The following is a 24,462-nucleotide window of genomic DNA, read 5'->3' on the forward strand; positions in this document are numbered from 1 at the left end:
CAGAATGCCGAATCACACTCCCGTAAAAGCGTTTCCACTCGCCGGTCGTCCGGTGCGCCGCATCGGCTATGGTGCGATGCAACTGGCCGGTCCCGGCGTGTTCGGGCCGCCCAAAGATCGTGGCGCAGCGCTCGCGGTATTGCGCACAGCGGTCGAGGCCGGCGTCGATCACATCGATACAAGCGACTTTTACGGACCGCACGTGACCAATCTGCTGATCCGCGAGGCGCTCCATCCGTACCCGCGGAACCTGACCATCGTCACCAAGATCGGCGCGCGCCGCGACGACGCCGGCGCATGGCTGCCGGCGCACGCGCCGCACGAACTGCGGCAGCAGGTGTACGACAATCTGCACAATCTACGCGTCGACGTGCTCGATGTCGTGAACATGCGGATCATGGGCGATATCCATACGCCGTCGGAAGGGTCGATCGAACCGCAGGTGACGGCGCTCGCCGAACTGCAACGCGAAGGGCTCGTGCGGCATATCGGGCTCAGCAACGTGACCTCGGCGCAGGTCGCCGAAGCGCGCGGCATCGCAGATATCGTCTGCGTGCAGAACCTCTACAACGTGGTCCAGCGCGACGACGACGCACTCGTCGACGAACTCGCGAACCAGGGCATCGCGTTTGTGCCGTTTTTTCCGCTCGGCGGGTTCACGCCGATTCAGTCGTCGGTGCTGGCAAAAGTCGCGGAGTGGGTCGATGCGACGCCGCGGCAGATCGCGCTCGCCTGGCTGCTGTACCGGTCGCCGAATATTCTGCTGATTCCGGGGACGTCGTCGGTCGGGCATCTGCGCGAGAACCTCGCGGCGGAGCGGATCGAATTGACGGATGAGGCGTTGGCGGAGCTCGATGCGATTGGCGGCAAGCGGGAGAAGCACTGAGCGGCAGTGGGCGGGCACACGCTGTGTGGCGGTGCGCCGTTGCGTGGCGGAGCGCGTGATTCAGCAGGATGCGGTCGGATTGTGCACGGTTCAGATGCCGACCTTCACGAGACCCAGCACCAGATCGTCAGGACCGTCGAAGCGGCACGCCGCTTTGACGCGTTAGCTGACGGGCCGCCATAGACGCCAATATCCCGGCGCGGCAGCCGGCTTGTCACCAGAACACGCTCTGCACGTCGACTATTCCGAAGACGAATAGCGGGCGGAACAGGTGGCGGAACGCTCACGCGATCGACGTGGCTGGCGCTCGCCATTGCAGCGAACTGCCAGCCATACCGTATCAGAAGTTCGCGTGCACGTTGACAAACGCGCTCAACGATTCGCCGACAAAGGCGCCGGCCGCATTCGCGGCGACGAAATAGCGCCGGTCGAACAGGTTATGCACATTCAGATCGACACCCCAGCGCGGCGCCTCGTAGCCGACCGCTGCGTTCGCAATCACATACGACGGAATCGAATTGACGTTGGTGATGTCGCTATACGTCTTCGCGACATAGTTCACGCCTGCGCCGACATGGAAACCGGGCACGCCGGCAATCGAGAATTCGTAGGTCGACCAGAGGTTGCCGATATAAGCGGGCGCACCTTGCGGACGATTGCCGACCGACGAAATGCCCTGCGGGTTATCGGTGATTTCCGGGTCTTGCGCCGTGAAGTTCGCAATGATGTGCCAATGGCTCGTCAGCGCCGCATCGATCGACGCTTCCGCACCGCGCGTTTTCTGGCTGTCGAACACGACGGACTCGACGCCGTTGATCGTCGTCAGCGCCGCGACGTTATCGCGCTTCACGTCGAACAGCGCGGTGTTCAGAATGAGACGCTCGTTGAGCAGCGCGAACTTCACGCCGACCTCATACTGCAGCGCCGATTCCGGGGCGCCGATGCCGTTCTGCGTATTCTCCGAATTGAAGTTCGCGAAGTGGCTCTTCGAAATGCCGAAGTACGGCGTCATCCAGGGCAACAGTTTGTACAGCGCGCCGATATTCCAGCTGACCGGCGCATCGTTGCGCGAGTCCGTTACACCCGCAAGCAGCGGCTGGCCGTTCGTGCCGAAGCGCCCCGGCACCGAGATGTTCGGTGTCAGCGACGTATCCCACCAGTCCTTGCGGACACCGGCGCGCACCTTGAATTTGTCGGTCACGTCGATCTGGTCAGTCGCGTAGATGCTGTAGTAGTTCGCGACCAGATGGTCGTTATCGCACGAGTGCTTTGCGTCGCACAGGAAGGTCAGCTGACCGGCGCTGGTTTCGGGCGGCACCGGGTTGAACGCGTCCGGAATGTTCGGCAGATCCGCGGTCGTGCGTTCGGTATCGATCAGCTGATGCTGGTATTCGAAGCCCGTCAGCAGCGTATGGCCGACGCTGCCCGTGCCGAACTTCCACACCGGTTCGAGCTGATAGTCGAAGCTGTTGTCGCTGTCGTCCTGCTGCCGCAATTGGCGGCCGACCACTTCGCCGTTGCTGATCTTCGTGCTCGTGCTGTCGCCGTTCGTCAGCGCATCGAGCGAGCGGTGCAGATACGAGAAGCGGTTGTTGATCGTCAGGAAGTCGTTCACGTCCCACTTGTCGGTCAGCGCTGGGCGCACATAGATTTGCCGAGCGGTCGCGAACGGCGTCGAGAATTTCGCGTCGCGCGAGACGCTCGAGAGCGGCGAACCATTGAAATAGATAATCCCGTACGAATCGGGCGTCTCGTGAATATCGCGCAGGTCGAGCGAAAACTCGAGCGTGTGCCTGCCCAGTTGCCACTGCAGATCGGGCCTGACTTCATAGTCGCGGCTCGCGAGATCGCGAAAACCGTCGGTACGCGAGAACGTGGCGTCGACGCGATAGTTCAGGCCGGAAATACCGGTCGGCCCGGTGATGTAATCGCTATTCGTCAGGGTTCCGTATGAACCGGTTTGCACGCTTGTGCCATAGTGAAGATCGGGAGACGGTGTGTAATGCACGATATTGATCGTGCCGCCCGGCGGCCCGCTGCCGAACAGCGCCGAGCCGGGACCTTCGAGAATCTCGACCTGCTTGACGCCGTTTAGCGAGTGCGAGATGCCGCTCAGTTCGTCGCCGTCGGAGAAGCCGTCTTCATACACCTGTGCGTTGAGACCGCGAATCAGGAAGTGATCGTAGTAGCCCTTCGAATCCTGGCCGCCATAGTTGACGCCGCTCGCGTTCGTGATCGCATCGCGCAGCATCGTCCCGCCTTGCTCGTTGACGAGTTGGCGCGGAATGACCTGCACGCTTGCGGGCAGATCTTCGAGCTTCGTGCCGGTCTTGCTCGCATCCACGCGCTGCCGCGGATCGTTGACGCGATCGGTTTCGACAAGCGGACCGTAGCCGGTCGGCGCGGTGCCTTGCACGTGAATCGCCGGCAAGGTGGCATCGGGCAGCGTGGCGGAGGGCGTCGTCGACGGCTGTTGTTGTTCCTGTGATTGCGCCCAGACGGATTGCGCGAACGCAATGCCGATGCATAGCGCGGCAATCCGGACTGCGGTTCCCTTGCGCAAACGCGCACGCGCCATGCGCGCCGCCCGGCGTTCCTCGCGGCGCGCCTGTCGGCAAGCCTTTGTGACATTCATGAATCAATCCCCTTTCAAACGCACTTCATTGATGTGCCGCTTCGCTACGCGCATCGCATGACGGCCGTGTGTCGGCGATTCATGCGAGGTGTGCGAAGGACATGCAGCAGCCACACGGCGATGCGCGTGGCCGAAAAAAGCACGAATGTGGGGACTTACGTTGAATGCGGCCGCTACTTAGGCGATCGCTGGAAACGACGACGACGCGCGAAACGCGCGCGTCGTGGGGTGAACGTGATTTGTGCGAGGTTTATTCCAGTGCGCCGGAATATTTTTGACGTTCGTGTCGAAAATACTTACGAACTGCAAGATTGATTGCTGAAGCTTGCAATCAGGTTATTGCAGCATGAGGGATTCGCGAAGGACTCGTTCGCGAAAGGGAGAATGAGTTGCCGGGTTCGGCGCGGCATCGCTGTTGCCGTAGTCACTGAGGTGCGACGGAGGGCTCCTGAAAAGGCTCACCTTTATATTTCTGGTTCCGGTCTTCTGTCGCGAAGTCGTGCGCGGCGCGTTGAAAAGCGACGCGCGTTGCGCACGAGCCCGTCTGCGGATAATTAGAAGTCGGTCGTCATCGAAAGCAGGAAGGTGCGCGGCGCGCCTTGCGTCAGGTAACCGCCGCTCGTCGATTCCCAGAACGCCTTGTTCGCGACGTTCTCGACGCTTACGCGGAACGTCGTCGGCTTGCCGAAGATCGCCGTTGCGTAGCGTGCGCCGACGTCGAAGCGATTCCACGCCGGAATGCCCGCCGTATTCGTTGCGTTCAGATACTGCGGACCGGTGTGAATCCAGCGTGCGGAAAACGTCAGGCCCGGCACCACCGGCACATCATATTCGCCACCGATGTTAAAGATAAACACCGGTACGCCGATCGGCTGGTTGCCGTCCGTTGCACCGCTGCCGGTGTCCAGCTGCTGCGCGTGGATATACGTCGCGCCGGCGATCAAACGCACGCCCTTGTACGGCTGGCCGTAGATCGCGGCCTCGATACCGCGGTGACGCTCGTTGCCGTCGGCGACAAACACGTTCGAGCTGTTCGTAAACGTGAACGGCTGTTCGATCTGGAATGCCGCCAGCGACGCGCCGTACTTTTCGTTGTCGTACTTCACGCCCACTTCATATTGCTTCGAACGCGCGGGCGGCAGCATCGCGCCGAAGTTCGCCGCGGTCGACGGCGCCTGCGCGCCGGCCGCGAGCGCCTCGCTGTGGTTTGCAAAAAACGCGACGTTCTGCCAGGGCTTCACGACGAGGCCGAATAGCGGCGACGTCACCGAGTCGTTATAGGCCTCGGTCTGCACGCCCGTGTAATCGAAGTTATTGGCATGCAGCGATTGATGGCGCACGCCGACAGTGAACAGCACGCGGTCGTGCAGGAAGCCCAGCGTGTCGGACACCGCGACGCTGCGCATCAGCGTGAGGGAAGTGGTCTGCGGGTCGGACAGGTTGCCGCCGGAGCCGACTGTCGGCGGGAACGGCACCTGCGGCGTGTTGTAGAGGTCCGTTGCGAACGAATCGCTGAACGTAAACGCCGACCTCGCGTCGACGCGCACAATCGACGCGCCTGCGGTCACGAAGTGCGTGACGGGGCCTGTCTTGAAGTGGCCGCGCACGCCGACCTCGGCGGAATTGGCGTCTTCCTTGTGCGGGACGCCAAGGCGCGACGCCGTCGTGCCGGTGTCGCTGAACGTGGGCTGCGAATATTGGCCCTGCTCGTTCGTATGGCGCGCACCGCCCGCCACGTACGCCGTCCAGCCCGGCAGGAAATCGTATTCCGCGCGCAGGATGCCGACCGTGTCCTCGAGCGAACTGAAGGTCCACGTCTGCGCATAGTTATGCGTCGCGGACGGCACGCCCGGCACGATATCGCCGCTCACCAGCACCGTCGGACGGCCGTCGTCCACACGTTGACGCTGATACAGGAAATCGCCGTACAGACGCAGCTTTTCGCCGCGCCAGTCGAGCGACACCGCCGTCGTATTCTCGCGGCGGTGCTCGCCGTCGATGCTCGTCTCGCCGTCGCGATTGGCCTGGTTCACGCGAATGCCGAACTGGTCCTCGCTGCCGAAACGCCGGCCGACGTCGACGTGCGCGCCGAGTCCGCCCGACCCGGTGCCTTCGAATGTCACGCGCGTGAGCGGCTTGTCCTCGGCGCGCTTCAGTTGAAGATTGATGCCGCCGCCGATCGCGGTGCCGGTTGGCGATGCGCCGTTCAGGAACGAGTTCGCGCCCTTGAATACGTCGACCCGTTCGAGCGCGTCGGTCGACACCAGCTGGCGCGGCGTGATGCCGTAGAGGCCGTTCAACGACACATCGTCGCCGTGCAGCTGGAAGCCGCGGATCACGAACACCTGCGAAAAGTTGCCGAAGCCATAGGCGGTGCGCACGGACGGGTCGTTATCGAGCACATCGGCAAGCGTGCGCGCCTGCTGGTCTTCGATCAGCTTCGACGTGTAGGTGGTCATGCTGAACGGCACGTCGATGTTCTTCTGCTGCCCGAGTATGCCGAAGTCGCTGCCGCGCGCAACCTGGCCGCCGCCGAACGTGGGCTCGAGGTCGCCGGGCAGCGGTTCCTTTTCGGCCGATACGCGAACCGCGGGCAGCGTGCCGCCGGCGGGCGGCGTGCTTCCCGCGGCGGGCGCGTTTTCCGCGGGCGAGGTTCCCGCGGCGGGCGTTCCCGCGGCGGGCGCTCCCGCGGCGGGCGCTCCCGCGGTGGGCGCTCCCGTGGTAGGCAACGCACCCGCGGCGGATGGCGATGAATGGTCGATGGCTTGCGCGTGAACCGCGTTCGGCAAGCTGAACGCCGCGGCGATGGCGGCAACGAAGGCGGCGGAGCGCACAGCCGCTTTCGCGGGCGTGCCCAGTTCGGTGGTCAAACGGGAAACGGACATGGATCGGGCAAAGAGCGTGGTGGTAAGCGTTCCGCACCGGGTCGGGCGTGGGGCTGGACCGGGTTTGGTGTTCGTTTTCGGCCCTGCGCTTTCTTACGGTGAAAGGCGGCTGAAATTCAGGTAAATGCGAATTATACGCAAATGCGAATGATTGTTATTTGGTTTACGCGATCCACGACGATGCATTCAGCATTTACACAACACTTTCTGATGTGAAATGGATGAAAGCCCGGGCGACGCCGGTTTATGCGCGAAAAGATTGACTACGCGGAGCGGGAAGTGACGAATGCGGGGGGTGGAGGGTGGAGCGACGCGCGGCCGGCCGTAGCGAAGACCGACTACCGATTCGGCTCGCGCGTCGAAGCGCCGGTCAGGAAGGCTTGCGCCGCTTTTGGACGTCCGCCGTCGCGACCTTCAGCGTCACCGTGCAGGTCGTGCCCATCGCGAGATGGACGCCGGGCGGCACGTGGTCCAGATGGATGCGCACCGGTACGCGCTGCGCCAACCGGACCCACGTGAAGATCGGATCGACGTTCGCGAGCAGATTGCCGGTCGCGGTCGGATTGTCGCGATCGACGATGCCGCTCGCGATACTGTCGACATGGCCTTCGAGATCGACGTCGCCGCCGAGCAGGCGGATCGTCGCGCGGTCGCCGACGCGAATGCCTTGAACCTTGGTTTCCTCGAAATAGCCGTAAACCCAGAACGAATTCGAATCGACGAGCGCCAGTCTGGCCTCGCCCGCGTGCGCGAAGTCGCCGGGATAGAGATCGAGGTTCGTGATGTAGCCTTCGGTCGGCGCGCGCACCTGGCTGCGCTCCATATCGAGACGCGCAGTCTCCTGGCGTACGAGTGCCGCCTTCAGATTCGCTCGCGCCGCCGTGTAAGCGGCGTTCGCCGCCTCAAGCACGGCGAACGACTGCTGCGCCTGCAACGCGTAGTCCGAGCGGTTTTCTTCCGACACGACGTCGCCGGCCAGCTTTTCGCGCCTCGTCGCTTTATCGCGCTGCATTCTGTAGTCGGCCTTGCTTGCCGCCAGTTGCGCGTCGGCCTGCTTTACCTGCGCGTCGGCGCGCGCAACGTCCGCGTCGGCCTGGTCCATCGCATAGCGAAATCGATAGGGATCCAGAACAAACAGAATATCGCCCTTATGCACGAGATCGTTGTCCTTGACACGCACTTCCGTCACAAGGCCCGACACGTCGGTCGAAATCCGGATCACGTTCGCGCGCAGCCTGCCGTCGCGCGTCCACGGCGCGTACATATACCAATCCCAGATCGCGTGGACGAGCGACACCGCCACGATCACCACGACGATCGTGACACCGGTTCGAATGATTGACAGCTTGTTCATCAACGATGAATCAGCAGCGCGGCGCCGCAAAACAGCACGGCGAAAAGCGATACCCTCAAAAGACCCGGATGCCACGCAAAGCGATAGACACCGAATCGCGCAAGGACCAGGTCGATCACGATAAAGCACGCCGTGCAGACAACGAGCAGCGGCAGTAGGGTCGGCGCGAAAAAGCCAAGGATGCTCACTTCAACGGGCATGATCCCCTCCCGACGACGCATTCTCAGGCGTCGAAACCGGCGCAATCCCGCCGCCCAGATCTTTCATCAACAGCGCCCATTCGTCGACGCGGCGTCCCTGTACGAGCACGAGGTCCCGTTCCTGTTGCAGCATCGCTTTCTGCGCGACGAGCACATCGAGATACTCGGTGATGCCGCTCGCGAAGCCGCGCCTCGCGAGGCTATACGACTGCTGCGCGGCGACTAACGCATCCTCGACAGTCGATTGCTGAACCGCAAGCGATTGCAGCGAGGTGACCTGCTGCGCGACATTCTGCATCGCCGAAAGCACCGTGTCGTTGTACTTGAGCACCGCTTCGTCGTATTCGGCGGTCGCCACGCCATAGTTGCCGCGGCGGCGCCCCGCGTCGAAGATCGGCAGCGAAATCGCGACGCCCACGCTATGACCGATCGCGTCGCTGTTCACGAAGTTGAAGAATCCGCCGAACTGCGCAGTCGAGAGCAGCGACGCCGTCGCAACGAGATCGATGTTCGGATAAAACTCCGCGTGCGCGACGTCGATCGCCCTTGCCGCGGCCTCCGCACGCCAGCGGCTCGCGACCACGTCCGGACGATGCCCGATCAGCTCGGCCGGCAACGACGTTGGCAACGCCGCATTCTTCTCGCCCGGCGGTTTGGGCCGCGTCAGCGAATCGCCGAAACCGGGGCCCTCGCCGACCAGATACGCAATCTGCAGCCGCGCAAGCGCAATCGCATTGCGCGTGCTGACGATATCCGCGATGCCTGCCTTGTATTGCGTGACCGCCTGACTCAGTTCGACATTGCTGCCGATACCGGCTTGCCGCCGCGCGGTCGCGATATCGGCGTTGTGTTTCTCGTCGTCGTTGATCGTCTGGTAGACATCGAGCAGCGCGTATTGCACCGCAAGCTGGTTATAGATGCGTACCACCGCCACCTGCAGCTCGAGCGTCGCGAATTGCGCGTCGGCTACCGACGCATGGACGATATCTTCGGCCCCCGATGCGCGCGCGCGATTTTTCCCCCAAAGGTCGAGGTCGTAGTAGAAATCGATGGCGGCGGAATTTCTCCATACTGTCGTGCCGCCGGGAGGCGACGGGCCCCCATAGCGAGGAAAGCGCGCGCGCGCCAGATCGGCGCGGCCGTCGACTTCGGGAAATTCGTACGCACGCAGCGCGCTTGCCTGCCAGATCGCCGCGGTCAGCCGCGACTGCACGATCGCAAGCGTCGGGCTGCCGGCCACGGCGCGCGCGACGAGCTGATCGAGCTGCGGGTCGTCCCATTGTTCCCACCAGTTGTCGGTGGGCCAGCCAGCGCTGCGCGCGGCGTCGCGTACCGCGGCGCCGGCATCGACCGAGGTGGTGTCGATATACGACGCTTCAGGCTTGATGCCGCGCCCGTTGATACAGCCGCATAAAACAACCGCAATACCGATCGCGGCCGCAACGGCGACGGCGACAAGCCGCACTTCACGTAACGACCGGATGGCCGGCGCGCTCATTGCATCGCCCGCTCGCGCCGGGGCCAGTCCGCGAGGTGCTCGCTCAACGCGAGCTTGACCGAGTACAGGCCCACAGTAATCCTGAACAACGCGAGATCGCCCTTCACCGTCCCCGTTTCTTCCTGCCGCGGTGCTTCGAGAACGGCAATCGCCTGCTGCGTCGCGAGCACGGCCGCTTCGGTCGCCGCACGCGTGTCATGCCGCGCGACCGCCGTCATCGCATCGAGCCACTGCTGTTCCGTTGGCGGCCAATGCAACGGCATCAGGTCCGCGTATATCACGCTGTAGTGGCGCACTTGCAGCAGCGTGTTCGCGATCCAGAACGAACCGAACGCCCAGTTTCGGACCGCTTCGCGATAGGCGCCCGAGAGATTCGGCAGCGTATTGAGCCGCACGATCAGATCGCGAATCGATGCGGCGATTTGCGCGGATACATCCGAACCGATCGTGCCGGTGGCCGCATGCAACAGCAGTTCGCGAATATGCCGCGCGTGTTGCCTCGCCACCCACCTCCCTTCGTGCGGGAAAATCAGCAGAAACGACGCAACCACCACGGCAATACCGAACAGCAGCGAGAAACTGCGGTCGAGATACGCCGGCGGGTTGTAAACAGCCGGGTTCGTCAGATTGAGCGTCAGCGCGAAATATAGATTGAACGCGAGGCCGAACGGCGTCACCTGGGCAAACGTAATGATGTAGCCGCCGATAAACACGAACGCGCCGACGCAGATCACCAGCAATTCGACTTCCGAAAAGCCGGGCATCAGCAGGAAGTTCACGATGAAACCGGCGATCGTCGCGCAGAAACAGCCGGCCAGCATTTGCCAGCTCGCGTTGAGCGGGGTCGGGCTCAGCGACGAGAGGCCGCTCGCAATACCCGCCGAAATCAGCGCGGTCACGCCGTTGGTCCATTCCGAAATCACCCATGCAATACCAACGAAACCGAGCGCGCAACACGCGCGAATGCCGGCGATCATCGCTGCGGTGCGGCTTGCGCGCAGCTGGACGACACGCAGAAACGAGACCGCCTTGACGATCGATTGAGTCAAACGCTTGCCCGGCGTCTGCGTGGCCGCCTTCGACGCCGTGCAAAACCTTCTCAGCGACGCCACCGTCGTGTAGACCTCGGCGCCGGCCATCGCGAGTGCGGCCGCTTCGTCGGCGGGTTCGGCGGGCAACGACGCCCGTTCGTTCGCAATCGACGTCGACAGCTCGTATTCGAACGCATGAAGTTGCGCGCGCAACGAATCGATCGCATGTTCGTGCCGCAGGTCGGTCTGCTGCGCGTTCGAGACGATGCGAGCCAGCGTCGCGAACTGCCCGTCGAGCCATGCACGGCAGTGCGGCCCCGCGCGCGCCGCCCCCTGGCGCGCGCGGCAAATCGCATGGATGCGTGTCATCGCGTCGAGAAACGCGGTCTCGAGCCGCTCCAGCGCGTCGATGCGCAGCCGCATCTCCGGGTCCTCGAAGACGGCGGCCGTGCGCAACTGCTCGAGCTTGACGCTTTCCCGCACGAGGTCGAGATAGCGGCCGATCGGCTCCGCCACCGCCGTGCCGAGCGCCGAACCGCGCAACTCGTGCAGCAGCTTCGCGAGCGCACTGTGCCGCCAGTTGTCGACCGACGGCGTGACGCGCTGCGGCAAGATAATCGCGCTCACCAGGCTCCCGCTCGCGACGCCGATCACGACCTCGCTGACGGTGTAGATCACATTCGTCGCGACATCGTACGGATTCGACCATTCGGCGACGGTCGTGATGCTGGCGGCGTAACCGGACAGCACGAAACCGTACGACTGGAAGTTGCGGAAATACGATGCGCCGGCAACGAAAAGTCCAATCCACAGCGCGAGCCCCGCCAGAAAAAGCGGCGGCTGCTGCGCGAACATGCACATCAGCATGAGCCCCGCGAGGCTGCCGAGACAGATGCCGAGCGCGCGGTAAAAGGCGCGCGCGATCACCATGCCGCTTTGCTGATGGAGCATCACGATCACGGTTGAGACCATCGCGGTGCCGGGGCTGCGCAGTTCGATGCGCATGCAGATCACGATACAGAGCACGGCGGCAAGTGCGGCCTTCACGGCATGGAGCACGCGCGGCCACTCGTCGCTTCCGTAAGCAGCGAACTCCCGGCGAAGATCTTGCAGGACCATTCCCTCAACCTCGCTCGATGCCATGACGAGCCGCGCGCAGCGCCGGTCGATCGCTCAGACGAAAACAGCACGATCGAATCCGATCCAATCGCCTGCAAAACGTACCGCCAATGAAACAGTGACCCTGTCACTTACGCACGGAAAGTTTCGCAAGCCGGCTGGTATTTGCCCTGGCGCGCGGCGACGCGGCAAACCGCAAAGGTGAGGGTTTTCGGGAGCAATGTCGCGGTTGAACATACCTCGTTCGAAATACCAGTAAGGTTATGCCTGCGACACGCAGGCAAGGCGTTGAATCGGCCGGTACATGCCAAGTCTCTCTTCGACAGCGGGCGAGGTCGCCATGGCGTCGCACGTGCATGACGCAACCTTTAAACCATGGATTTCATTATGGAACGCACCGTCCTTCCCTTCGAATCGCCGATGCTCCGGCAAATCGCCGCGCCGGTAACCGCCTTCGGCACCGATGAGCTTCGCGCGCTCGTCGCCGATATGTTCGACACGATGCGCAGCGGGCGCGGCGTCGGTCTCGCCGCGCCGCAGATCGGTATCGGCCAGCGCATCGTCGTGCTCGAGTTTCGCGGCGGCGAGCGCGCGCCGGGCGAGGCGCCGGTGCCGCCGACCGCGCTCATCAATCCGGTCATCACCTCGGGCGATGGAGCCGTGGAAGATATCGAAGGCTGCTTCAGCGTGCCGGGCAAGCGCGGTTACGTCACGCGCCACTCGCGCATCTCCTACGTCGCGTACGACGTCGACGGCAATGAGATCGGCGGCGAAGCGCACGGCTTTCACGCGCGCATCATTCAGCACGAGGTCGATCATCTGAACGGTGTTCTCTATGTCGATATCGCCAACCGGACGGAGCCTTGGGACAGGACGACTGCGCAGATCAGAGAATGACTTCGGTGAGATGAGGTGAGGTGAGATGATGCGGCGCGCTTCACTTCAGCCGGCTCCCGAAAATCCTCACCTTTGCGAGATACGGCCTTGCCGGTGTGCGAGCCGCACCGATGTGTCGGCATGTGTCCGCACATACGACGCCGCTGCGCATGGACTTCGCCCGCCTGTCTGCAGCATCGACAGAGAGCGCCTAAGCTAGTACGAATGGCTTGTTCGAATGGAATGCAGCAACCGGAACCCGGATTCAAGGAGATCGTCATGATCGAAGTTGTCCAGGCATTCGACCGCGCGCCCATCAGGCAGCTACCGGGCGACGATGCAGCCGCGCTCGAGCGCAAGCTTTCCACCGCATCGAAGCTGTTCAAGGATCGAAAGGGGTGGCTCAAGCCTCACCAGCGTATCGACATCCTGCGCAAGCTCGCGACGCTAATGGAAGCGAAGCGCGAACACTTCGGCCGGCTCATTGCGCGTGAAGGCGGCAAGCCTTATACGGACGCGCTGATCGAAACCGACCGGGCAATCGACGGCGTACGCAACGCGGCGGAGCTCTTGAGAACGCGCGCGGGCAGCGAGATCCCGATGGGCGTCACGCCGGCCAGCGACAATCGCCGCGCGTGGACCATCGCGGAACCGATCGGCGTCGTCGCCGCGGTTTCGGCCTTCAATCATCCGCTCAATCTCGTCGTGCACCAGGTCGCGCCGGCGATCGCGACCGGCTGTCCGGTGATCGTCAAGCCCGCGACCGCGACGCCGCTCAACTGCTTCGAACTGGTCGAGCTCGTTCATGAAGCGGGGATGCCGGAGGGTTGGGTGCAGACCTTCCTGCCGGAAGATCGCGGACTATCCGAAGCATTCGTCACCGATGCGCGCGTCGCGTTTCTGAGCTTTATCGGCTCGGCGCGGGTGGGCTGGCATTTGCGCTCGAAGCTCGCCCCGGGGGCGCGCTGCGCGCTCGAGCATGGCGGCGTCGCGCCGGCGATCGTCGATAAAAGCGCGGACCTCGAACGGATCATCGACCCGATCGCCAAGGGCGGCTATTACCATGCGGGCCAGGTGTGCGTGTCGATCCAGCGCATCTATGTGCATGCGGACCTTCAGAAGGCATTCGTCGAGCGCTTCGCGGCGCGCGTGGCCGCATTGCGCGTCGGCGATCCCGTTCTTGCCGAAACCGAGGTCGGGCCGCTGATCACGCCGTCCGAGTCGAACCGTGTGGAGAGCTGGATCGAGGAAGCCGTGGCGGCAGGGGCCAAACAGCTTGGCGGCGGCCGCGTCAATTCGACGACGCTGACGCCGACGGTGCTCGTGAATCCGCTGAAGGACGCGAAAGTTTCGACACTCGAGGTTTTCGGGCCGCTGACCTGCGTCTACCCGTTCCAATCGCTGCAAGAAGCGATCGCCGAAGCCAATTCGTTGCCGGTCGCGTTCCAGTCGAGCATTTTCACGCGCGATCTGGCGTCCGCGTTCGAAGCGGCCGAAGGGCTCGACGCATCAGCGGTCATGATCAACGACCACACGGCATTTCGCACGGACTGGATGCCGTTCGCGGGCCGGCATGAATCCGGATATGGCGTCGGCGGCATTCCGTACACCGCGCACGAGATGACGGCGGAGAAGATGATCGTCTTCAGGCTTTGACGTTTTGACGTTTTGAAGCGCGTACGGCGGCCTAGAACTTCACGCGCAACTGAAACCCGATCGTGAATGGCAAGTCATCCGAAGGAATCGGCGGAATCACGATAAAGTTCATGCCGATGCGCCTGTATTCGGTCATCACGATCGGCGCGACAACCGGCCCGATCGAGTGATTGTGTCCGAGGCCCCAGTCGCTGTAGTTGTAGCCGGAGATAATGCCGCCCATCACGGCGAGCCTGACGAAACCCCAATGCGCGAACTCAGGCGCCCATACGCCGCCGCCATAGAACGAAGGCCGGCGCAGCGAGTTGCGAAAGCCGCCTGCCGTGAGCACCCACTGGTTGTTGAGCCAGCATTCGACGCCAAGGCCGGGGTTGAACTGTTCGAAGTGTGTGTCGGGGTCGGGATCGACGTGATACGACGCAAGCATGGCGTCGACCCAGATGCCGCCGCCGCACCACTGCGCATAGGCAGACGATGCTGCCAGTCCGACCGAGAGCGCCGCCATGGCGCAGCACATGCTTTTCTTGGTGTTCTTGCTCTGCCGAAAGCGCATGTCGTCTCCGCCAGCGGTCGCATGCCGATGTCCGTTTGCGCACGCCGGTCAAAACCGCGGTCTTTATCGATTGGCGTCCTCAACGCGCACTGTAACCCACAATCGGCGACATGCCGACGGACGATATTCGGAAAGCTAACGAAACAACGGCGAACGTCCGGCAGGAACGTTCACCGTAGACACTGCGCAATAGGCAGTAATTGACCTGGAATAATCAGAGGCCGAGGTCGGACAGGCCCGGATGATCGTCGGGGCGACGGCCGAGCGGCCAGCGGAACAGACGATCGGTTTCGCGGATCGGCATTTCGTTGATGCTTGCGTGACGATGCGCCATCAGCCCGTTTTCGTCGAATTCCCAGTTCTCGTTGCCGTACGCGCGGAACCAGTTGTTCGAATCGTCGTGGAACTCGTATGCGAAACGCACCGCGATCCGGTTGCCGCCGAATGCCCACAATTCCTTGATCAGCCGGTAGTCGAGTTCGCGCTTCCATTTACGGCGCAACAATTCGACGATCTCCGGACGGCCCGTCGCGAATTCGACGCGATTGCGCCACACGCTTTGCGGCGTATAGGCAAGCGATACACGTTCAGGGTCGCGCGTGTTCCATCCGTCTTCTGCGGCGCGCACTTTCTGGATGGCCGTTTCGCGCGTGAAGGGCGGAACGGGCGGACGGGTTTCGATCTCTGCCATGATGACCTCCTAAGGTCGCTTAAGGCTGGTTACGGTCACTTGCGGTGGATGGCTGCCCGCCCGATCGCGGACGGGTGGGGGACGAGGTGCGGGGCTTGTTGTGAGCCTTGTTGTGAGCCTCGTTGTGTGCGTGATAAGCATCGAGCACATGTTCGGCTGCGCTGCGCGCATCGAGCGCCGCGTCCGGATCGCCGCTGACGAGCGCAACGCCGATCGCGCCGTCGAGCAGAACCAGCAGCTGACGCGAAAGCCTTGCGGCACGCCGCGCGTCCACGCCGATCGAGGCGACGAATTCGTCGCATTGCGTGCGCACGAACGCGAGCAGACGCTCCTTGTGCTCGCGCGCCACGACGCGAATCGGGTCGTCGGGCGAGGCGATTTCACCGGCGGCGTTCAGAAATGCGCAGCCGTGAAAGCCATCGGAAATGAACCATTCGCGCAGCACATCGAACATGCCGAGCAGACGCGCATGCGGCCGCTTTCCATGACGCAGCGTGCCTTCGATAAACCACTTCATCCAACGCTCGTCGCGCCGCTCGAGCGCGGCCGCGACCAGCGCGTCCTTCGATTCGAAATACGTATAAAAGCTTTTGCGCGCGGTGCCCGACTGCTTGACGATCGCGTCGACGCCGGTTGCATGAATTCCGCCCGCGTAGATCAGCGCTTCGGCCGCTTCGAGCAGCCGGTCGCGCGCCGAACTGGAAGTGGAAGCAGATGACGGTTCGTTCGAGGTAGCCATGCGACGGATAGTAGAACGGTCATTCTACCTCGTCAAGTCATCTTTTTTGGACGGTGTGTACGGCTGGGTTGGCGGCGGCATCGGTCACTTGCACCATTAGCTTGCATCGGCGGCTTGCGAAAAGCTGTCCGTGCGCTATCGTTCGGGATGCGTGCCGAATCGAAGGGAGAAGAAGTCATGAAGAAAACCGCTGTCCGCGCTGCCGCTTGCGTGCGTGCGTTTTTGATAGTCGTGGCCGCGACAGCCGTGACGAATGCGTGCACGCCGCTCGAAGTGGTCACGCATACCGTCAGCACCACCGAGTCGCGCGTCCCAACCGGCACTTACAAGCTCGACCCGAGTCATTGGAGCGTCACATTCGACGTCGACCACTTCAAGTATTCGCGCTTCGTCATGCGCTTCGACCGCGTCACCGGTCAGCTCGACTGGCGTGCGGGCGGAATGGCGAACAGCTCGGCGGCCATCACGATCGACGCCGCGAGCATCGACACGAACGTACCGCAGCTCGACAAGATGGTGAAGGGCGATGAGATGCTCGATGTGGCGCGCTATCCGGACATCCGCTTCGTCAGCACGAGTTTCGAGCGCACAAGCGAAACCGGCGGCAAGCTGACCGGCGATCTGACGATTCGCGGCACGACGCAGCCTGTCACGCTCGATGTAAAGTTCAACGGCTATGGCGTCGACCCGCTGACGAAGCTCGACACGATGGGTTTTTCCGCCGAAGGCAGCTTCAGCCGCTCGAAGTTCGGACTGTCGACGTGGTTTCCGGCCGTCGGCGATGAGGTGCGTGTGCGGATTCAGGCCGAATTCGACAAGCCGCCGCCGGGATCGGCGGGTTGAATCGATGCGCGGCAGCGCAGCCGCGTCGCTCGGCTTGATCGGGTCAAACCGTCCAGTCGAGAATTACCTTGCCGCTTTCGCCGGACAGCATGGTCGCGAACGCGCGCTCGTAATCGTCGACGGCAAAACGGTGCGTCAGGATCGGCGAAAGATCGAGCCCACTTTGCAACATGGCGACCATCTTGTACCAGGTCTCGAACATCTCGCGGCCATAAATGCCCTTGATTTCGAGTCCCTTGAAAATAACCTGATTCCAGTCGATTGAGGTTTGCGCCGGCGGAATGCCGAGCAGCGCAATCTTGCCGCCGTGGTTCATCGCTTCGAGCATGCTCGTAAACGCGCTCGGCACGCCCGACATTTCAAGGCCGACATCGAAGCCTTCGGTCATATGCAGGTCCGCCATCACATCGCGCAGTGTTTCGCGCGACACATTCACGGCGCGTGTCGCGCCCATCTTGCGCGCCAGCTCAAGACGGTAATCGTTGACATCGGTGATCACGACATTGCGCGCGCCGACGTGTTTCGCAATCGCGACCGCCATGATGCCGATCGGCCCCGCGCCGGTAATCAGCACATCCTCGCCGACAAGATTGAACGACAGCGCGGTATGCGTCGCATTGCCGAACGGATCGAAAATCGCGGCGAGGTCGTCGGAAATTTCCGGCGGAATCTTGAACGCGTTGAACGCGGGAATCACCAGATATTCGGCGAACGCGCCCTCGCGATTCACGCCGACGCCGACCGTATTGCGGCACAAATGACGGCGCCCCGCGCGGCAGTTGCGGCAAAAGCCGCATGTGATGTGGCCTTCGCCGGACACGCGGTCGCCGATCGCAAAGCCCCGTACTTCCTGGCCCATTTCGACGATCTCGCCGACATATTCGTGGCCGACGTGCATCGGCACCGGAATCGTCCTTTGCGCCCAGTCGTCCCACTTCCAGATATGGATATCGGTGCCGCAGATCGCGGTGCGCGTGATGCGGATCATCACATCGTTGTGGCCGACTTCGGGCTTTTTCACGCGGGTCAGGGTGAGACCCGGCGCGCGTTCGAGTTTTGCCAAAGCTTTCATTGGAATTCCTGCGAGTGTTCTGGCGAGGTGGAGCGAGAGCGGCGCCCGTTTCAAATAACGCCGAGCGAACGGCCGACGCGCGCAAACGCGTCGACCGCGCGATCGATCTGTTCAGAGGTATGCGCCGCACTCATCTGCGTACGGATTCGCGCGCGGCCGCGCGGCACGACGGGAAAGGAAAAGCCGATCACATAGACGCCTTCGTGCAGCAACGCATCGGCCATCTTCGACGCGAGTTGCGCATCGCCGAGCATCACGGGGATGATCGGATGCTCGCCGGGCACCAGCGTGAAGCCGAGCGCGCTCATCGCGCGGCGGAAATGCGCGCCGTTTGCCCGCACGCGTTCGCGCAAACGCGCGCCTTCGTCGCTATCGAGCAGTTCGAGCACCTTCAGCGACGCGGCTGCGATACTCGGTGTCAGCGTGTTCGAGAACAGATACGGACGCGAGCGCTGCCGCAACAGATCGACAATTTCCTTGCGCGCCGCGACATAGCCGCCGGACGCACCGCCCAGCGCCTTGCCGAGCGTGCCGGTGACGATGTCGACGCGCGACAGCACGCCACAATGTTCGGGCGTGCCGCGGCCATGCTCGCCGATGAAACCGACCGCGTGTGAGTCGTCGACCATCACGAGCGCGCCGTAGCGGTCCGCGAGGTCGCAGATGCCGGAAAGGTTCGCAATGATGCCGTCCATCGAGAACACGCCGTCGGTTGCGATCAGCTTGAAGCGCGCGCCCGCGGCATCGGCCTCCTGCAGCTTTGCTTCGAGATCCGCGAGATCGTTGTTCTTGTAGCGGTAGCGCTTCGCCTTCGCGAGCCGCACGCCGTCGATGATGCTTGCATGATTGAGTTCGTCGCTGATAATCGCGTCGTTTTCGTCGAGCAGCGTTTCGAACAATCCGCCGTTCGCGTCGAAACAGCTCGAATAGAGGATGCAGTCGTCGGTGTGCAAAAACGCGGACAGCGCGCGCTCGAGTTCCTTGTGCACGGTCTGCGTGCCGCAAATGAAACGCACCGACGCCATGCCGAAGCCGTCGCGCTCGAGCCCATCCTTTGCGGCCGCGATGAGCCGCGGATCGTCGGCGAGGCCCAGATAATTGTTCGCGCAGAAGTTCAGCACGCCGGTGCCGTCTTCGAGCTGGATATCGGCGGCCTGCGGGCTCGCGATCACACGTTCCGTCTTATAGAAGCCATCGGCGCGAATCTGGTCGAGCGTACCGCGCAAATGGGAAAGGAAAGCATCGCGCATGAATCAGCTCCTGTTCGAATGAGCGGCCCGCGTGTAGTTGATGTGCTTCGACGCGCGGCAGCCTGTTATAGTCGGTTGTCAGCTTTACCGGAAAAATTCGATTTTTCGAATTGAAGTTCGATATATCGAACAACTCTAACCGATGGGTCAGTAAATGGCAAGTTCGGAATCCCCCCTTGGGTCGCGCGCGTCACGCGCGTCGCGTGGCTCGCGCAGCGCGGCGGCATCGGCGGCGGCAACCGGGGCAACCGGGATAGGCGCGCCCGGTTCGGCAGTGGCGGCGCCCCCGCGCGTGGGCGAACAGATCCAGCGCCTGCGCGGCGAACGCAAAATGACGCTCGACGATCTGTCGCGCGCGGCAGGCGTGTCGAAGTCGATGCTGTCCGAAATCGAGCGCGACAAGGCGAATCCGACCATTGCGGTCGCATGGCGTCTGACGAACGCGCTCGGTGTGAGTCTCGATTCGCTATTCGCGCCGCCGAAGGCGCCGGAGGCGATTGCGGTGTCCGGCCCGCACGAGATCCCGACGTTGAGCGGACACGATGCGAAATACCAGTTGCGTGTGTGGGGGCCCATCGAGCTCGCCGGCAAGTTCGAGTGGTATGAGCTTACGCTTGCCGCAGGCGGCGCGCTGGTATCGAACGCACACGAACCAGGGACGCGCGAGCACCTGACCGTGCTGCACGGCACAATCGATATCGACGCGGCGGGTGCCACGAAGCGGCTCAAAACGGCGGACACCGCGCGCTACGTGGCCGACGAGCCGCATGCGATTCGCAATGCGGGTAAAGGCGAAGCGAAGGCGCTGCTGGTGGTGATTCACGGTTGAAGGCGCTGCGGCAGCGCGGACTTGCAACCAATACTGTATATTTGTACAGTATACGCCCGTCCCGACTGCGACCGGAGCCGACATGAACCGCTCGTCCACCGATCCTGATGCCGCATTGGCCGCGCTGCGCTACCAGCATGCGGCGCGCGACCTCGCGCACATCGTCCGGCATATCGCGTCGCGCTACATCTCACAGCAGGTTCCGCTCACGTGGCGCCTGCTCCACGCCATCGAAGCGGAAGCGCTTGCCGATCTCGGCTTCGCCAGCCGGCACGACGCGCTGATGCTGGGTCTGTTTCAGCGGCCGACGGCATTGCCTTATCCGGAAACCGACGACCTCGTCGATTTCGGCGCATCGAATGCGTTGCCCGCGGTGTTCGCATTCGCGGTCGTCGCGTACGAAGAAGCGCAGCGCGAAGCGGCCCGGCTTGCGGCGGGCAAACCGCGGGCAAGAAGAAGCCAGCGCCGGTCGCGAGCCTGGGGCGGGTAGCGATGTGAGCCGCGCCCGGACGCCTTCACCTCCCTTATCGGACGATCTGTTCGACCGCGAACAGGAAGACTGGCTGCGTGACCCGGCGGTCGCATTCGATGCGTGGCTCGCAAGCCAGCAGTTCCGTGCTTCATCGGCGCAGGTCTATCGAGCGCAGTGGGGCCTCTTTCTGGAATGGCTGCAAGCGCGGCGCAAAACACTGGCGACGGTCGACCGGCGTTCGATTGCCGACTTCGTCGCGGGCCTGTCGATTCGCAAGCCGCAGCGCGCGCGCTATCTGCGGCTGATCGAACGCGTGCTCGATCATGTTCGCTCGATCGAAGCCGCGTCGACGAATCCGGCACGTTTCATTGCGCAGGATGGCGAAGCAGGATGGCGCAACGCGCGCGACAACGAACCGACCGGTTTTCTTGCTTCCATTGAACGCGCGAAGTTGGTTGCCCATCTTTCGTCGCCGGTCACCGGCGTATCGGGTGCCGAACGCTGGCGCGTATATCGCGATCGCGCGCTCGTTGCAGTCTTTCTCGGCGGTGGACTGAAAACCGGCGAAGCCATTGCATTGACAATGCGCAATATCAACACGGGCACCGCGTGGCTCACCGTCGACGGCGACAATCCGCTGTTGTCGCGTCGCACGCGCCTCGCGCCGTTTGCCGTCGCGGTGCTTGGCGCATGGCTCGACGTGCGTGCAAGCGCGGGGCTTGCAGGCGAACGGGTATTTCCAGCGTCGTCGTCGGGGCGGCCGATGCACAAGGCAACGGCGCTGCGCGCAATCGATGCGCTGATCGACGCAGCCGGCGTTGCCGCATCGCGCGAAGCGCGCGCCAGCCCGCAGACATTGCGCAATACCTATGCTGCCGATCTCTTCGAAAGCGGCATTGAACCGGAACTTGTCGGCGAGTGGCTCGGTTTCGCGCAACCGGTTTCCGCGCATCGGCTACATCGTGCCTGGAAAACCTGGGGATCCGAACAAACGGCCAGCGCGACTGATAAGAGGTGAGCCTGGACATACCGACGCGTGAACCGGTGATGCGTTTTTGCGCGCGTGCTCACCGATGTGCAGACGTCCCGTAAAGACTCACCTCGGGCGATCCCATCGATCCCGTATAAGCTCACCTTGGTGGAAAAGCCTTGGCTGACATGGGCTTACATAGACGTCGAAACGGTTCCCTCCGACAGGAAACGCGCCACCGCTTCAAGCCGCGACGCCCCCGTTCCCGACGAATGCTCGCATTCGGGGCAGGACAATTCGTAGTGGTGATCCACTTGCGACAGCTCCGGCTCACCGGCCTCGCATTTCGGACAATGCGCGGGCAACACAACGTGTCCGTCGATCGCAGTGCCGATCGACGCGAGTTCATCGGCGCTTAAGCGGCCTGCGCTTGCAAGCGCGAACATCAGACTTGCAACTGAAGGATCGATGCCTTGTTGTGCGCGCAGCGCCGCCATCTGTCGCGTCATCACATCGAGTTCGTCGGACTGCTCGCGCAACTGCGCATCGAGCCGGTCACCTCTCGCTTTGGCCGCCGCGAGTTGCTGGATGAAGTCGAACTCCTTGCGGCTCGCATCGCGCACGCCGGACTGGTAAGTCGCCGCCATACTGCGCAGCGAGTCGAGTTCGACGAGCATCGGCTTTACGCGACGCTCCGCTTCGGACACAGCGTCCTTGATCTGCTGCGCGTAATGTTCGGTGCTTTCGCGCAGTTCCTGGTGAAGCGCGTCGATCCGGTCGCGCAGGGCCGCGTTGGTCGACTGCTCGGCTTCGACGCGTTTTTGCAGCGTCTCGTTTTCCGCGTCGAGGCGGCGTACCGACGCCTGCAGGCTTTCCTGGTGCGCACTGCCGTGCGTCGACGCGGCAGCCAGTTGCGCCTCGAGCGTGCGCACGCGTTCCCATGCGGCGTCCGCGCGCGCTTCACTGCGTGCGATCGCCTGCTCGGCCGCTTCGTGGCGAATCTTGCCGTCGTGTGTTTCCTGCTGCGCAGCCGCAATCGACGCCTGTATTTCCGCGCGCTCCTCGTCGAGCGATGCGCGGGCTTCGGTGAGCGCTTCCTGGTACAGTGTGCCAAGCAGTTCTCCGGCGCGCTCTTCGAGCGTCTTCGGAATCGCACCTGCGCCGACGCGCACCCGCGACGCCTGGCGAATGCGTTCCCAGAAGCCGTCGATGTCCTTGGGGATGTCGCTCGCGCTGCCGGTTTGGGTCAGATCTCGAACTGCAGCCATCGAAGGCCGGATGCCAAGATCGAAAAAGAGCCGCTTGCATGCATGCAGCGAAAGCGCCTGACGGCGAGCGCCGCTTAGCCGCATGGAATCGAGTTCTCGCCGGATCGCTTCGCGTTCGTCATCGACGTTCATAGGTGCCTCATCGCAGGAAGGATTCGACGAATCATAACAAGTTACGTAATGTTTGCTACGTTTTCTGCGGTATCGGTGCCGTAAGTCTTGCTGAACCGTTGCCTATCTCGCCGCGGCTGTGCCTACCGACGATTTTTAAAGGGCATCCGTGAAACAAAGCGAAGAATAGCTGATAAGCTGCTGTAATTAAAAGATTTTCTCGATCCCCGGCATTTCGACCCTATGTTTCACGACACGAAATGCGTCCTTGGTCGGTGTTGACTTTGCAGTTTTTCTCCACGACTCGCGGGGCATTTGCTTGAGAGATATAAAAGTAAACACCCTTGAACCTTGGTTAAAAACGTTAACGCCACGGCAAATCCTTACCAGATAAGGATCTCCGGCCAGTCAGGTGAAGTTTTACAGGAGTCGTGGTGAGCCGTCACGGGACGGCGCAGTGAAGGGATTCGGGGCCCTCGGTGAGCGCGTGCGGGACGGGTCGTGAGCGGGTTCGGGAGCAGCCCCCAAAATCAGCCCGCCGCAAAGGTGAGTGTTTTCGGGGGATAAGCGCGCGCCAGCCCGTATTCTGCGGGAAAGTCAGCCTCCGGCTTCCGCTGACGCCTGGGTGAGCGGCTTCGGGAGGCATTCCGACCTCGATTTCGAGCGCCTTTTTGCCATCAAAAATGCAATCGGTGAGGGCAAACGGGAGCGCAGAGCCTTGTCAGGTGAGGCTTTTCGGGAATCGGTGGCCCATCCCGCGTGGTTTCGGGCGTCGGCGCCCTTCCAAGGTGAGGGTTTTCGGGAGTTTCAGCCGCGTTTTCGCTCCGAACGGGCAGTCGCGGCTGCTGAAGTCGTCAAAGGTGAGCAAATCCGGGAGCTCAAATGACCCTCGGCGGGTTGGCCCGACGTCTCGCGCTCCGGTCAAAGGTGAGGCTTTGCAGGATGCCTTGAGGTGACCAAAAGCGGTCAAGGTGAGGAAATACAGGACCGAAATTGCAGGTGCTCACCGCAAAAGCACAGTAGACGGTGATCGTAACGAGCGGGCTGATCTCGTTCTGTCATCGAGAGGTGAGCGTTTTCGGGAGCGATTTGCCGATGTGTTCGGCTGGCTGGGCTATCGGGGCGAGCGTCAAAGGTGAGGAGTTTCGGGAGCCGCGCCACGGTCATGATCCGCTTGATATGTACATCGTAAGTACCAGAATCGATTGGAGATTTTCCGCAGAGCAGCGATAGGTGAGGATTTGCGGGAGATCGATGCGCAGCCCTGAAGACATCACGGAAACCGTCTCCGGCCGGCATCGAGGTGAGGCTTTTCGGGATTCCGCTGCGCTTTCTGTACCCGCTGCAAATCGTGAAGGCCCGATTTCCGCGGCTCTCACGGTCGTTGGAGGTGAGCGTTTTCGGGAACATGAGGCGCGGCCAGCGCCTCTGGGTGTCGCGATCTGTCCGGTGAAATCGACGGAGAATGCGATCCGCGGGCGGCGATCTCCCTGCTGGACGGCGCCCTGACGTTCCGGCGCATGC

General features: G+C 62.6%; 19 protein-coding genes. 7 read left to right on the forward strand and 12 right to left on the reverse strand.

The features are described from left to right. The first annotated feature begins 4 nt into the window (after positions 1–4). Positions 5–886: an aldo/keto reductase family oxidoreductase gene (locus ACYPXD_RS11980; RefSeq protein ID WP_459711166.1), complete on the forward strand. Its 882-nt coding sequence runs from the start codon at positions 5–7 to the stop codon at positions 884–886. A 340-nt stretch (positions 887–1,226) separates the two neighbouring features. On the opposite strand, the gene ACYPXD_RS11985 is transcribed toward ACYPXD_RS11980, so the two are convergent. From ACYPXD_RS11985 to ACYPXD_RS12010, 6 genes are all read right to left on the reverse strand, one after another. After that, on the reverse strand, positions 1,227–3,521 hold the full coding sequence (locus ACYPXD_RS11985) for a TonB-dependent receptor (RefSeq protein WP_459711168.1): 2,295 nt from the start codon (positions 3,519–3,521) through the stop codon (positions 1,227–1,229). Between the two features lie 554 nt (positions 3,522–4,075). Beyond that, positions 4,076–6,406, reverse strand: coding sequence for a TonB-dependent receptor (locus ACYPXD_RS11990; protein ID WP_459711170.1), 2,331 nt, complete (start codon positions 6,404–6,406; stop codon positions 4,076–4,078). A gap of 370 nt (positions 6,407–6,776) precedes the next feature. Continuing rightward, positions 6,777–7,760, reverse strand: a complete 984-nt coding sequence (locus ACYPXD_RS11995; RefSeq protein WP_459711172.1) for an HlyD family efflux transporter periplasmic adaptor subunit — start codon at positions 7,758–7,760, stop codon at positions 6,777–6,779. Continuing rightward, positions 7,760–7,960 (reverse strand): DUF1656 domain-containing protein, encoded by a 201-nt coding sequence (locus ACYPXD_RS12000; RefSeq protein ID WP_308835388.1) that lies wholly within the window; start codon positions 7,958–7,960, stop codon positions 7,760–7,762. The genes ACYPXD_RS11995 and ACYPXD_RS12000 overlap by 1 nt, the downstream gene beginning before the upstream one ends. Continuing rightward, positions 7,950–9,458, reverse strand: coding sequence for an efflux transporter outer membrane subunit (locus ACYPXD_RS12005; RefSeq protein WP_459711176.1), 1,509 nt, complete (start codon positions 9,456–9,458; stop codon positions 7,950–7,952). Before ACYPXD_RS12005 ends, ACYPXD_RS12000 begins: the two co-directional genes overlap by 11 nt. Beyond that, entirely contained in the window at positions 9,455–11,608 is a 2,154-nt protein-coding gene (locus tag ACYPXD_RS12010; protein ID WP_459711178.1) for an FUSC family protein, read from the reverse strand. Before ACYPXD_RS12010 ends, ACYPXD_RS12005 begins: the two co-directional genes overlap by 4 nt. A gap of 387 nt (positions 11,609–11,995) precedes the next feature. Between ACYPXD_RS12010 and def the strand changes: the two genes are divergently transcribed. Next, complete coding sequence (def, locus tag ACYPXD_RS12015; protein ID WP_459711180.1) at positions 11,996–12,505, forward strand: peptide deformylase; 510 nt, start codon at positions 11,996–11,998, stop codon at positions 12,503–12,505. A gap of 258 nt (positions 12,506–12,763) precedes the next feature. Beyond that, on the forward strand, positions 12,764–14,140 hold the full coding sequence (locus ACYPXD_RS12020; protein WP_459711182.1) for an aldehyde dehydrogenase family protein: 1,377 nt from the start codon (positions 12,764–12,766) through the stop codon (positions 14,138–14,140). A gap of 31 nt (positions 14,141–14,171) precedes the next feature. Here the strand turns inward: ACYPXD_RS12020 and ACYPXD_RS12025 are convergent, their stop codons facing one another. The 3 genes from ACYPXD_RS12025 to ACYPXD_RS12035 form a co-directional block, all read right to left on the reverse strand. After that, positions 14,172–14,693, reverse strand: coding sequence for a hypothetical protein (locus tag ACYPXD_RS12025; RefSeq protein ID WP_459711184.1), 522 nt, complete (start codon positions 14,691–14,693; stop codon positions 14,172–14,174). Between the two features lie 214 nt (positions 14,694–14,907). Continuing rightward, positions 14,908–15,384: a nuclear transport factor 2 family protein gene (locus tag ACYPXD_RS12030; protein WP_459711186.1), complete on the reverse strand. Its 477-nt coding sequence runs from the start codon at positions 15,382–15,384 to the stop codon at positions 14,908–14,910. 19 nt (positions 15,385–15,403) lie between these two features. Beyond that, on the reverse strand, positions 15,404–16,123 hold the full coding sequence (locus ACYPXD_RS12035; RefSeq protein WP_459711188.1) for a TetR/AcrR family transcriptional regulator: 720 nt from the start codon (positions 16,121–16,123) through the stop codon (positions 15,404–15,406). 177 nt (positions 16,124–16,300) lie between these two features. Between ACYPXD_RS12035 and ACYPXD_RS12040 the strand changes: the two genes are divergently transcribed. Continuing rightward, entirely contained in the window at positions 16,301–16,966 is a 666-nt protein-coding gene (locus ACYPXD_RS12040) for a YceI family protein (protein ID WP_459711190.1), read from the forward strand. Between the two features lie 43 nt (positions 16,967–17,009). Here ACYPXD_RS12040 and tdh read toward each other — a convergent pair whose 3' ends face one another. Then, positions 17,010–18,038, reverse strand: coding sequence for an L-threonine 3-dehydrogenase (gene tdh, locus ACYPXD_RS12045; RefSeq protein ID WP_459711192.1), 1,029 nt, complete (start codon positions 18,036–18,038; stop codon positions 17,010–17,012). Between the two features lie 50 nt (positions 18,039–18,088). Next, entirely contained in the window at positions 18,089–19,288 is a 1,200-nt protein-coding gene (locus ACYPXD_RS12050; protein ID WP_459711197.1) for a glycine C-acetyltransferase, read from the reverse strand. Between the two features lie 154 nt (positions 19,289–19,442). Here ACYPXD_RS12050 and ACYPXD_RS12055 point away from each other — a divergent pair, with 154 nt between their 5' ends. From ACYPXD_RS12055 to ACYPXD_RS12065, 3 genes are all read left to right on the forward strand, one after another. After that, positions 19,443–20,117: a helix-turn-helix domain-containing protein gene (locus ACYPXD_RS12055; RefSeq protein ID WP_459711199.1), complete on the forward strand. Its 675-nt coding sequence runs from the start codon at positions 19,443–19,445 to the stop codon at positions 20,115–20,117. 82 nt (positions 20,118–20,199) lie between these two features. After that, a complete protein-coding gene (locus ACYPXD_RS12060; RefSeq protein WP_459711201.1) occupies positions 20,200–20,607 on the forward strand; it encodes a DUF2471 family protein in 408 nt (135 codons plus the stop codon). Between the two features lie 4 nt (positions 20,608–20,611). Next, positions 20,612–21,607: a tyrosine-type recombinase/integrase gene (locus ACYPXD_RS12065; protein ID WP_459711203.1), complete on the forward strand. Its 996-nt coding sequence runs from the start codon at positions 20,612–20,614 to the stop codon at positions 21,605–21,607. Between the two features lie 146 nt (positions 21,608–21,753). On the opposite strand, the gene ACYPXD_RS12070 is transcribed toward ACYPXD_RS12065, so the two are convergent. Then, positions 21,754–22,959 carry a DNA-binding protein gene (locus tag ACYPXD_RS12070; RefSeq protein WP_459711205.1) on the reverse strand — a complete coding sequence of 402 codons (1,206 nt, stop codon included), beginning with the start codon at positions 22,957–22,959 and terminating at the stop codon, positions 21,754–21,756. Positions 22,960–24,462: the final 1,503 nt, after the last annotated feature.

It is taken from the genome of Paraburkholderia sp. 2C (assembly GCF_054589215.1).

Bases quoted from the DNA above. Each gene is read 5' to 3' on its own strand.
- ACYPXD_RS11980 (WP_459711166.1), top strand. From the start codon at position 5: ATGCCGAATCACACTCCCGTAAAAGCGTTTCCACTCGCCGGTCGTCCG.
- ACYPXD_RS11985 (WP_459711168.1), bottom strand. From the start codon at position 3,521: ATGAATGTCACAAAGGCTTGCCGACAGGCGCGCCGCGAGGAACGCCGG.
- ACYPXD_RS11990 (WP_459711170.1), bottom strand. From the start codon at position 6,406: ATGTCCGTTTCCCGTTTGACCACCGAACTGGGCACGCCCGCGAAAGCG.
- ACYPXD_RS11995 (WP_459711172.1), bottom strand. From the start codon at position 7,760: ATGAACAAGCTGTCAATCATTCGAACCGGTGTCACGATCGTCGTGGTG.
- ACYPXD_RS12000 (WP_308835388.1), bottom strand. From the start codon at position 7,960: ATGCCCGTTGAAGTGAGCATCCTTGGCTTTTTCGCGCCGACCCTACTG.
- ACYPXD_RS12005 (WP_459711176.1), bottom strand. From the start codon at position 9,458: ATGAGCGCGCCGGCCATCCGGTCGTTACGTGAAGTGCGGCTTGTCGCC.
- ACYPXD_RS12010 (WP_459711178.1), bottom strand. From the start codon at position 11,608: ATGGTCCTGCAAGATCTTCGCCGGGAGTTCGCTGCTTACGGAAGCGAC.
- def (WP_459711180.1), top strand. From the start codon at position 11,996: ATGGAACGCACCGTCCTTCCCTTCGAATCGCCGATGCTCCGGCAAATC.
- ACYPXD_RS12020 (WP_459711182.1), top strand. From the start codon at position 12,764: ATGATCGAAGTTGTCCAGGCATTCGACCGCGCGCCCATCAGGCAGCTA.
- ACYPXD_RS12025 (WP_459711184.1), bottom strand. From the start codon at position 14,693: ATGCGCTTTCGGCAGAGCAAGAACACCAAGAAAAGCATGTGCTGCGCC.
- ACYPXD_RS12030 (WP_459711186.1), bottom strand. From the start codon at position 15,384: ATGGCAGAGATCGAAACCCGTCCGCCCGTTCCGCCCTTCACGCGCGAA.
- ACYPXD_RS12035 (WP_459711188.1), bottom strand. From the start codon at position 16,123: ATGGCTACCTCGAACGAACCGTCATCTGCTTCCACTTCCAGTTCGGCG.
- ACYPXD_RS12040 (WP_459711190.1), top strand. From the start codon at position 16,301: ATGAAGAAAACCGCTGTCCGCGCTGCCGCTTGCGTGCGTGCGTTTTTG.
- tdh (WP_459711192.1), bottom strand. From the start codon at position 18,038: ATGAAAGCTTTGGCAAAACTCGAACGCGCGCCGGGTCTCACCCTGACC.
- ACYPXD_RS12050 (WP_459711197.1), bottom strand. From the start codon at position 19,288: ATGCGCGATGCTTTCCTTTCCCATTTGCGCGGTACGCTCGACCAGATT.
- ACYPXD_RS12055 (WP_459711199.1), top strand. From the start codon at position 19,443: ATGGCAAGTTCGGAATCCCCCCTTGGGTCGCGCGCGTCACGCGCGTCG.
- ACYPXD_RS12060 (WP_459711201.1), top strand. From the start codon at position 20,200: ATGAACCGCTCGTCCACCGATCCTGATGCCGCATTGGCCGCGCTGCGC.
- ACYPXD_RS12070 (WP_459711205.1), bottom strand. From the start codon at position 22,959: ATGAACGTCGATGACGAACGCGAAGCGATCCGGCGAGAACTCGATTCC.